This is a genomic window from Amycolatopsis jiangsuensis, from assembly GCF_014204865.1.
In the GTDB taxonomy this organism is placed as follows: Bacteria; Actinomycetota; Actinomycetes; order Mycobacteriales; family Pseudonocardiaceae; genus Amycolatopsis; species Amycolatopsis jiangsuensis.
The window spans coordinates 130850-140793 of record NZ_JACHMG010000001.1 but is presented as its reverse complement, the minus strand read 5'-3'; the positions used below and the strand labels follow the sequence as shown (position 1 = coordinate 140793).

Below are 9944 nucleotides of genomic sequence, written 5' to 3'. Positions count from 1 at the left end.
TCCCGGAGTTTCTGTTCCTCAGCCATTTGCGTGGATCCCCTGTCAGGCACTGCCGAACTCGGCGTCGATCAGGTCGAATATCTCGTCGTCGGTGGCGATGTCGAGGCCGTCGTCGGCCGCCGGGTCCGCCGTGCCGGCGAGGTCGTTCCACTTCCACACCATCGACCGCAGCCGGCCGATGATCCTGGCGCCCGCCTCGGCCCCGGTCTCCGCGCCGAACAGCGCCGCCTCGATCCGGTCGAGCTCGTCGAGCGCGGGTGTGGTGCGCGGGACGAGCTGGGCGTGGACGTAGCGGGCCAGCGCCGCCGGACTCGGGTGGTCGTAGACCATCGTGGCGGGCAGCCGGATCCCGGTCGCCGCGGTCAGCTTGTTCCGCAGTTCGACCGCGGTCAGCGAGTCGAACCCCAGCTCCTTGAACGGGCGGCCGGGCGCCACCGCGTCCGGGGCGGTGTGCCCGAGCACGACCGTCACCTGGGCGCGGACGAGGTCGAGGACAACGCGTTCGCCGTCGGCCGCGGCGGCCACGCGCCGCACGAGATCGGACCCGGCCGTCTCGGCCACGGCGCCGGCCTGACCGGAGAGCTGGGCCTCGGGCAGATCGTCGAGCAGCGGGCGCGCCCTGGTCGAGGTGAAGACCGGCACGAACCTCGACCAGTCCACGTGGGCGACGGTCAGGGTGGTCTCGTCGTGGTCGAGTGTGTGCTGGAGCGCGGTGAAAGCGAGCTCCGGATCCATCAGCGGCAGGCCGCGAAGGCGGAGCTGATCGTTGTCGATGCCTTCGATGGTCCGGTCAGTGTCCCACGGGTTCGCCGCGGCCCATACGCCCCAGGCGATCGAGGTCGCGGTGCGCCCGCCGGCGCGGCGGCGCGCCGCGAGCGCGTCGAGGAAAGCATTTGCCGCGGCGTACGCACCGTGGTCGCCGCTGCCCCACACCCCGGCGATGGAGGAGAACAGCACAAACGCGTCCAGATCGTCGTCACGGAAGATCTCGTCGAGATGCGCCGCACCGGCGGCCTTCGCCCCTACGACGTCGGCGAAGTCGGCAAGCGTCGTTTCATCGAGGGAGCCGAGCCCGATCTGGGCGGCGGCGTGGATGACGGAGCGAATCGGCGGGCCGCTGTGCCGTATCCGCGACACGAGACTCTCCAGCGCCGCCCGGTCCGCGACGTCGCACTCGGCCGGGAACAGCTCGACACCCTGCTCGGCCAGCTCCGCGGTCAGCTCGGGCATGCCGGGCGCGGCCGGTCCGCGGCGGGACGGCAGCACGATGCGAGTGGCGCCGTTGCCCGCGAGCCACCGCACGATGTGCGTGCCCAGCACGCCGGTCCCGCCGGTGAGCAGGATGGTGTCCCGCGGCTGCCAGGTCCGTGCCGCCTTGCCCGGCCGCCCGGCCCGGGCCAGCCGGCGGACCAGCACCCCGGCCGGCCTGATCGCGAGCTGGTCCTCGGTGCCCGCGCCTGCCAGCACCGCGCACAGGCGACCGGCGACCGGCGCGTCGAAATCGGCGGGAAGGTCGACCAGGCCACCCCAGCGGCCCGCGTGCTCGAGCCCGGCGACGCGCCCTGCGCCCCAAGCCTGGGCCTGCACCGGACTGGTCAGCGCGTCGCGCGGCCCAGTGGTCACGGCGCCGCGGGTGAGAATCCACAGTGGAGCGTCGAGTGCGGCGTCGCCGAGTGCCTTGACCAGTTCGACGGTCCTGGCGAGGCCGTCGGCCAGCGCCGGGGTGGCGTCGTCCGGTCGCTCGTCGAGGGCCAGCAGGCTGACCACGCCGCTGAGTTCACCGAGTCCGCCGAGCTGCTCGGTCAGTGCGGCCCGGCCGGCGCCGACGGGCAGGACGCGGGTTTGCGCGCCATGGGCTTCGAGGCACTGGACGACCGGGTCCGCGAGATCGCAGCCGGTGCCCGCGGGGACGGCGATCAGCCACTGTCCCGCCAGCGACGGCTCGGGGAGGTCGCCGATCGTCTTCCAGGTCACCCGGTACCGGATGTCGTCGAGCGGGTCCGCGGCCGCGCGGCCGGTGGTCCGCTGAAGCCAGAACCGCTCGCGCTGGAAGGGATACGCAGGCAGGTCGACGCGGTGCGCACCGGCGAAAGCCGGTGCCCAACCGACGTCGACGCCTCGGACGTAAGCCTCACCCAGCGACAACAGCACGCGGTCCAGGCCGCCTTCGTCGCGGCGGAGCGTGCCGACCGCCACCGCATCTTCGACTGTCTGCTCGACCGCCATCGTCAGCACCGGATGCGCACTCGCCTCCACAAACACACCAAAACCCTGCTCCGACAACGACCGGACCGCGCCCTCGAACTCCACCGTCTGCCGCAAATTCCGGAACCAATACTCAGCATCCAAACCCGAGCCGTCGACCAATTCCCCGGTCACCGTCGAAAACAACGGAACCCGCCCGGACACCGGACCAACCTCACCCAACACCTCCAGCAACTCATCACGAATCAGCTCAACCTGAACCGAATGCGACGCATAATCCACCGGAACCCGCTTCGCCCGAACACCATCCCGCTCACACGCCGCCACCAACTCATCCAACGCACCAACATCACCCGACACCACCGTCGCCCCAGCACCATTCACCGCAGCAACAGACAACCCATCGCCGATCCGCTCACGCACCTCAACCGCAGACAAAGCAACAGAAACCATCCCACCCTTACCCGCCAACGCCGTAATCGCCCTGCTGCGCAACGCAACCACCCGAGCACCATCAACAAGAGACAACGCACCACTCACACACGCAGCCGCGATCTCACCCTGCGAATGACCAACCACCACACCAGGACGAACACCGTAGGACTCCCACACCGCAGCCAACGACACCATCACCGCCCACAACACCGGCTGAACCACATCAACCCGCGCCAACGCCACCTCATCACCAAGCACATCCAACAGCCCCCAGTCCACAAAGGACGAAAGAGCCGACGCACACTCATCCAACCGAGCCGCAAAAACCGCAGACGACTCGTACAGAGCCACACCCATCCCAACCCACTGCGAACCCTGACCAGGAAAAACAAACGCAACCTTGCCGACCTCACCGGCCACTCCTCGCACCAGACCGGCGACTTCCTGATCGGCGGCAAGAGCGGCGAGTCCGGCGGCGTGATCCGCTGTCACCACTGCCGCGCGGTGCTCCCACGCGGAACGTGTGGTGGCCAAGGAGAGTCCGACGTCCGCCACACCGTTGCCAAGCACCGGAACGAGCTGCCCTGCCGTCTCCCGAAGCGCAGCCTCACTCTTGGCCGAGAACACCAACGGCACAACCGGACCCGCCGGAGTCGGCGCAGGCTCCTCGACCGAAACCTGCTCCAGGATCACATGCGCATTGGTGCCACTGACCCCGAACGACGACACACCAGCCCGACGCGGACGATCCACCTCCGGCCACAGCTGAGCATCGCTCAGCAACGACACCTTCCCCGCCGACCAGTCCACATGCGACGAAGGCACATCAACATGCAACGTCCGCGGCAACAACCCGTTCCGCATCGCCATGACCATCTTGATCACACCCGCGACACCAGCCGCAGCCTGCGTATGACCCAAATTCGACTTCACCGACCCGAGCCACAACGGCCGCTCACGACCCTGCCCATACGTCGCCAACAACGCCTGCGCCTCAATCGGATCACCCAGAGTCGTACCCGTGCCGTGAGCCTCCACCGCATCGACTTCCGCGGCGGAAAGACCAGCATTAGCCAACGCAGCACCCATCACCCGACGCTGAGAAGGACCATTCGGCGCCGTCAAACCATTCGACGCACCATCCTGATTCACCGCCGAACCCCGCACCACCGCCAACACCCGGTGGCCATTACGACGCGCATCCGACAACCGCTCCAACAACAACACACCCACGCCCTCGGCCAGCCCGGTGCCGTCCGCGGCGTCCGCGAACGCCTTACAACGGCCGTCCCCGGCCAGTCCGCGCTGCCGGCTGAACTCGACGAGGAACCCCGGTGTCGACATGACCGTCACGCCGGCCGCCAGCGCCGTGGTGCAGTCCCCGTGGCGCAGCCCCTGACACGCAAGGTGCAGGGCGACCAGCGAAGCCGAGCAGGCGGTGTCGATCGTGAGGGCCGGACCCTCCAGTCCGAAGGTGTACGCGAGCCGGCCGGACGCGACCGAGGCGGCGCTGCCGATGCCGAGGTACCCGGCAACGCCGTCCGGGGTGTCCTGCAAAACCTCGGAGTAGTCGGTGCCGTTGCCGCCGACGTAGACGCCGGTCCGGCTGCCGCGCAGGGCGGCAGCGGCGATGCCGGCGCGCTCGAACGCCTCCCAGGCTGTCTCGAGCAGCAGCCGGTGCTGCGGGTCCATGGCGAGCGCCTCCCGCGGGCTGATCCCGAAGAACCCGGGGTCGAACTGGTCCGCGTCGTGCAGGAAGCCGCCGTGCTGGACGTAGCACTTGCCGGGCTTGTCCGGGTCCGGGTCGTACAGCGATGCCAGGTCCCAGCCCCGGTTGCCCGGGAAACCGGACACCGCGTCCCGGCTCTGCACCAGCAGTTCCCACAGGTCTTCCGGGGACCGCACGCCACCGGGGAACCGGCAGCCCATCCCGATGATCGCGATCGGCTCCCGGTCCCGCTGCTCGTGGGCCCGGATCCGGTCCTGCGCGTCGTCCAGCTCGGTCGTGACCCGCTTGAGGTAGTCCCGCAGCCTGCTTTCGTTCGCCGTCACAGCGTGCCCAACTTCCGGTCGATGAGGTCGAACAACTCGTCGTCGGTGGCCACTTCGATCCGGTCGGCCGCCGGGGAGGACCCGGCACAGGCCGACGCGGCGCCGCGCAGCCGGGCGGCGGCGTCGGCTCGTTCGCCGGCACTCAGCTCGACGGCCGCGAGCGCGCTTTCGAGCTGGTCGAGCAGCTCGGTCAGCCGGGCAGGCTCGTCGGCGACCAGCTCCTCGCGGAGCCGGGCGGCCAGCGCCCGTGGCGTGGGGTGGTCGAAAACCAGCGTCGCGGTCAGCCGCACCCCGGTCGCGGCCGCGAGCCGGTTGCGCAGGTCGACCCCGGTGAGCGAGTCGAACCCCAGCTCCTTGAATGCCTGCTCCGGGGCGATCGCCCGGGGGCTCGGGTGCCCGAGCACCGCCGCGGCGTGCCGCCGGACCAGGTCGAGCAGCTGGCTCTCCTGGTCCGGTCCGGCCAGCCCGGCCAGGCGCTGGGCGAAGCCGGGGTCGTCCGCCGTGGCCGCCTCCGCCCGCCGCGTCCGGCTCGGCGCCAGCCCGCGCAGCAGCAGGGGCAGGTCGTCCGCCTGCTCACGCAGCACGGTGGGGTCCAGCCGGATCGGCAGCACCACGTCCGCGCCCGACCGGCAGGCCGCGTCGAAGAGCGCGAGCCCCTCGGCCTCGGACATCGGCGTGACGCCGTCCCGGCCCATCCGCGCGAGGTCGGCCGTGCCGAGCCGGCCCGCCATCCCGCCGGTCCGTGCCCAGAGCCCCCACGCCAGCGACTGGCCGGGCAGGCCGGCGGCGCGGCGGTGCCGCATGAACGCGTCGAGGAAGGCGTTGGCCGCCGCATAACTGCCCATCCCCGGCCCGCCGAGGGTGCCCGCCGCGGAGGAGAACACCACGAAGGCGTCGAGATCGCCGGCCAGCTCATGGAGGTTGAGGACGGCGTCGGCCTTAGCGCGCAGCACCCGATCGAGACCTTCGGCGGTGAGCGAGGTGAGCAGGCCGTCCTCGAGCACGGCCGCCGTGTGCACCACGGCGTTCAGCGGCCCGGTCCGCTCGAGCAACGCCGCCAGCGAGGCGCGGTCCGCGACGTCGCAGGCCGCCATCGTCACCTGCGCGCCCATGCCGGTGAGTTCGCGGCGTAACGCGATTGCGCCTTCGGCCTCCTCGCCCCGGCGGCTGGTGAAGACCAGGCGCCGCACCCCGTGCTCGGCGACCAGGTGCCGGGCGACGAGCCCGCCGAGGCCTTCGGCGGACCCGGTCACCAGGACCGTGCCGGTGATGGGGACGGCCTCGTCGGACTGTCCGGCGCCGGCCAGCCTGGGCCGGAACACCGTGCCGGCCCGCAGCGCGACCTCGGGCTCGCCCAGTGCCGCCGCGGTGGGCAGCAGCCGGAGCGAGTCCTCGTGGCCGTCGGTGTCGATCAGCACGAACCGCCCGGGGTGCTCCCGCTGGGCGGAGCGGACCAGGCCCCACACCGCCGCCGCCGCGGGGGCGGGGGTGTCCAGCACCGAGCCGCGGGTGACGACGGCGAGTGTCCCCGGGCGGTCCGCCGCGAGCCAGTCCTGCAGCAGCCGCAGGGCCTGCCGGGCGACCTGGTGCGTGATCGTGCCCAGGTCGCCGGGTGGCTGGTCGCAGGAGGCGATGGTGATCTCCGCCGGGAACGCCGCGTCCGCCCGCGGCTCGGCGAGTTCGGTCCAGTCCAGGACGAACAGGCTGTGCTGGCGATCGAGCGCCTCGCCGGCCGAGACCGGCCGGGACACCAGCGAGTCGACCGTGGCGACCGGCGCGCCGGTGACGTCGCTGGCGACGATGGCCAGCTTGTCCACCCCCGCCGGGCTCAGCCGCAGGCGCAGTGTGGCCGCGCCCGTGGCGTGCAGGGTGAATCCGTTCCATTCGAAGGGGCGCCGGTCCTCGTCGCCGTTGACCGCGGCCATCGCCACGAGGCCGGCGTCGAGCAGCGCGGGGTGCAGCCCGAACCGTTCCGCGGCCGCCCGTTCCTCGCCCGCCAGCGCCACTTCCGCGAACACCTCGTCCCCGCGCTGCCACAGCGCGCGCACGCCGGCGGGCGCGGTGCCGACCGGCAGCCGGGCCGCGCCGGGCGGAGGCCAGTCTTCGGCCGCAGGGGCGGGCGGGCCGCCCTCGCTGAGCACACCGGTGGCGTGCCGGGTCCACCCGTCGAGGCCCGGCCGCCGGGAGCGGACCTCGATCCGCCGGGTCTCGCTTTCCGGGCCGACCACGACCTGCACCTCGACCGCGCCGTGTTCGGGCAGCTCCAGCGGTGTCTCCAGGGTGAGTTCGGCGACCCGGCCGCACCCGGCGGCGTCGCCGGCCCGCACCGCCAGTTCGAGGAACGCGGTGCCGGGCAGCACGACCGAGCCGCCGAGCACGTGCTCGGCGTACCAGTCCTGGACGCCCAGGTGGCAGGCCAGCACGACGCCACCGTCGGGCAGTTCGGCGACCACGCCGAGGCTGTCCACGTCGCCGCCCGAACCGGTGGGCCAGAACCGCTCGCCCTGGAACGGATAGGTGGGCAGGTCGACGCGGTGCGCACCGGCGAAAGCCGGTGCCCAACCGACGTCGACGCCTCGGACGTAAGCCTCACCCAGCGACAACAGCACGCGGTCCAGGCCGCCTTCGTCGCGGCGGAGCGTGCCGACCGCCACCGCATCTTCGACTGTCTGCTCGACCGCCATCGTCAGCACCGGATGCGCACTCGCCTCCACAAACACACCAAAACCCTGCTCCGACAACGACCGGACCGCGCCCTCGAACTCCACCGTCTGCCGCAAATTCCGGAACCAATACTCAGCATCCAAACCCGAGCCGTCGACCAATTCCCCGGTCACCGTCGAAAACAACGGAACCCGCCCGGACACCGGACCAACCTCACCCAACACCTCCAGCAACTCATCACGAATCAGCTCAACCTGAACCGAATGCGACGCATAATCCACCGGAACCCGCTTCGCCCGAACACCATCCCGCTCACACGCCGCCACCAACTCATCCAACGCACCAACATCACCCGACACCACCGTCGCCCCAGCACCATTCACCGCAGCAACAGACAACCCATCGCCGATCCGCTCACGCACCTCAACCGCAGACAAAGCAACAGAAACCATCCCACCCTTACCCGCCAACGCCGTAATCGCCCTGCTGCGCAACGCAACCACCCGAGCACCATCAACAAGAGACAACGCACCACTCACACACGCAGCCGCGATCTCACCCTGCGAATGACCAACCACCACACCAGGACGAACACCGTAGGACTCCCACACCGCAGCCAACGACACCATCACCGCCCACAACACCGGCTGAACCACATCAACCCGCGCCAACGCCACCTCATCACCAAGCACATCCAACAGCCCCCAGTCCACAAAGGACGAAAGAGCCGACGCACACTCATCCAACCGAGCCGCAAAAACCGCAGACGACTCGTACAGAGCCACACCCATCCCAACCCACTGCGAACCCTGACCAGGAAAAACAAACGCAACCTTGCCCCGCGCGCCCGCAACGCCGCGCACCACACCCGGAGCCTCCTGCCCCGATGCCAGCGCACTGAGCCCGCCGGCCGGACCGTCGGCCACGACCACCGCGCGGTGGTCCCACTCCGAACGGGTCGAGACGAGCGAGAAGCCGACGTCCGCCAAGCCGTTGCCGAGCACCGGAACAAGCCGCCCCGCCATCTCCCGAAGCGCAGCCTCACTCTTCGCCGAGAACACCAACGGCACCGAAGAATCCATAGTAGACACTTCTGGGATATCCGCCGAAACCTGTTCCAGGATCACATGCGCATTGGTGCCACTGACCCCGAACGACGACACACCAGCCCGACGCGGACGATCCACCTCCGGCCACAGCTGAGCATCGCTCAGCAACGACACCTTCCCCGCCGACCAGTCCACATGCGACGAAGGCACATCAACATGCAACGTCCGCGGCAACAACCCGTTCCGCATCGCCATGACCATCTTGATCACACCCGCGACACCAGCCGCAGCCTGCGTATGACCCAAATTCGACTTCACCGACCCGAGCCACAACGGCCGCTCACGACCCTGCCCATACGTCGCCAACAACGCCTGCGCCTCAATCGGATCACCCAGAGTCGTACCCGTGCCGTGAGCCTCCACCGCATCGACTTCCGCGGCGGAAAGACCAGCATTAGCCAACGCAGCACCCATCACCCGACGCTGAGAAGGACCATTCGGCGCCGTCAAACCATTCGACGCACCATCCTGATTCACCGCCGAACCCCGCACCACCGCCAACACCCGGTGGCCATTACGACGCGCATCCGACAACCGCTCCAACAACAACACACCCACGCCCTCGCCCCAGCCGGTGCCGTCCGCGGCGTCCGCGAACGCCTTACAACGGCCGTCCCCGGCCAGTCCGCGCTGCCGGCTGAACTCGACGAACGTGCGGGGGGTCGCCATCACCGTCGCACCCCCCGCCAGTGCGAGGGAGCACTCCCGTTGGCGCAGCGCCTGTCCGGCCAGGTGCAGGGCGACCAGTGAGGACGAGCAAGCGGTGTCGACGCTGAGCGCCGGGCCCTCCAGGCCGAGGCTGTAGGCGACCCGGCCGGAGAACACGCTCGCCGCGTTGCCGGTGCCGGCGTACCCCTCGACCTCCTGCGCGACCCCGTCCAGCAACGCCGGGTAGTCCTGGCCGTTGGTGCCCGCGAAGACGCCGGTCCGGCTGCCGCGCAGCGACCGCGGGTCGATCCCGGCCCGCTCGATCGCCTCCCACGCGGTGGTCAGCAACAGCCGTTGCTGGGGGTCCATGGCGAGCGCCTCGCGGGGCGAGATCTCGAAGAACGCGGCGTCGAAACCCGCCACATCGTCGAGGAAGCCGCCCTCCCGGACGTAGGAGGTGCCCGGGCGGCCCGGGTCGGGGTGCTGCAGCGCGCCGGTGTCCCAGCCGCGGTCCGCCGGGAACCCGGCGACGGCGTCCACCTCACCGGCGAGCAACCGCCACAGGTCCTCCGGGGACCGCACGCCGCCGGGGAACCGGCAGCTCATCCCGATGATCGCGATCGGCTCCCTGTCGGCGGCCTGTGCCGCGCGCAGGCGCTCCTTCGCCGACTGCAGCTCGGCGGTGACCCGCCGGAGGTACTCGAGCAGCTTCGGGTCTTCCATCAGTCCGACACCCCGAGTTCGTTGTCGATGAGTTCCAGCAGTTCGTCCCGTCCGGCGCCCCACACGCCGCTCGCGGCCGGCGGCGCCCCCGACCACCTGGCCAGCAGG

Annotated in this window: 1 protein-coding gene and 1 pseudogene; both read right to left on the bottom strand. The window is 70.4% G+C overall.

All coding sequences use genetic code 11. The features are described from left to right. Positions 1-42: 42 nt before the first annotated feature. A pseudogene (locus BJY18_RS38210) lies at positions 43-4656 on the bottom strand (type I polyketide synthase); the annotation flags it as partial. Positions 4657-4688: 32 nt separating this feature from the next. After that, positions 4689-9839 carry an SDR family NAD(P)-dependent oxidoreductase gene (locus BJY18_RS00630; RefSeq protein WP_184784316.1) on the bottom strand — a complete coding sequence of 1717 codons (5151 nt, stop codon included), beginning with the start codon at positions 9837-9839 and terminating at the stop codon, positions 4689-4691. Positions 9840-9944 lie beyond the last annotated feature (105 nt).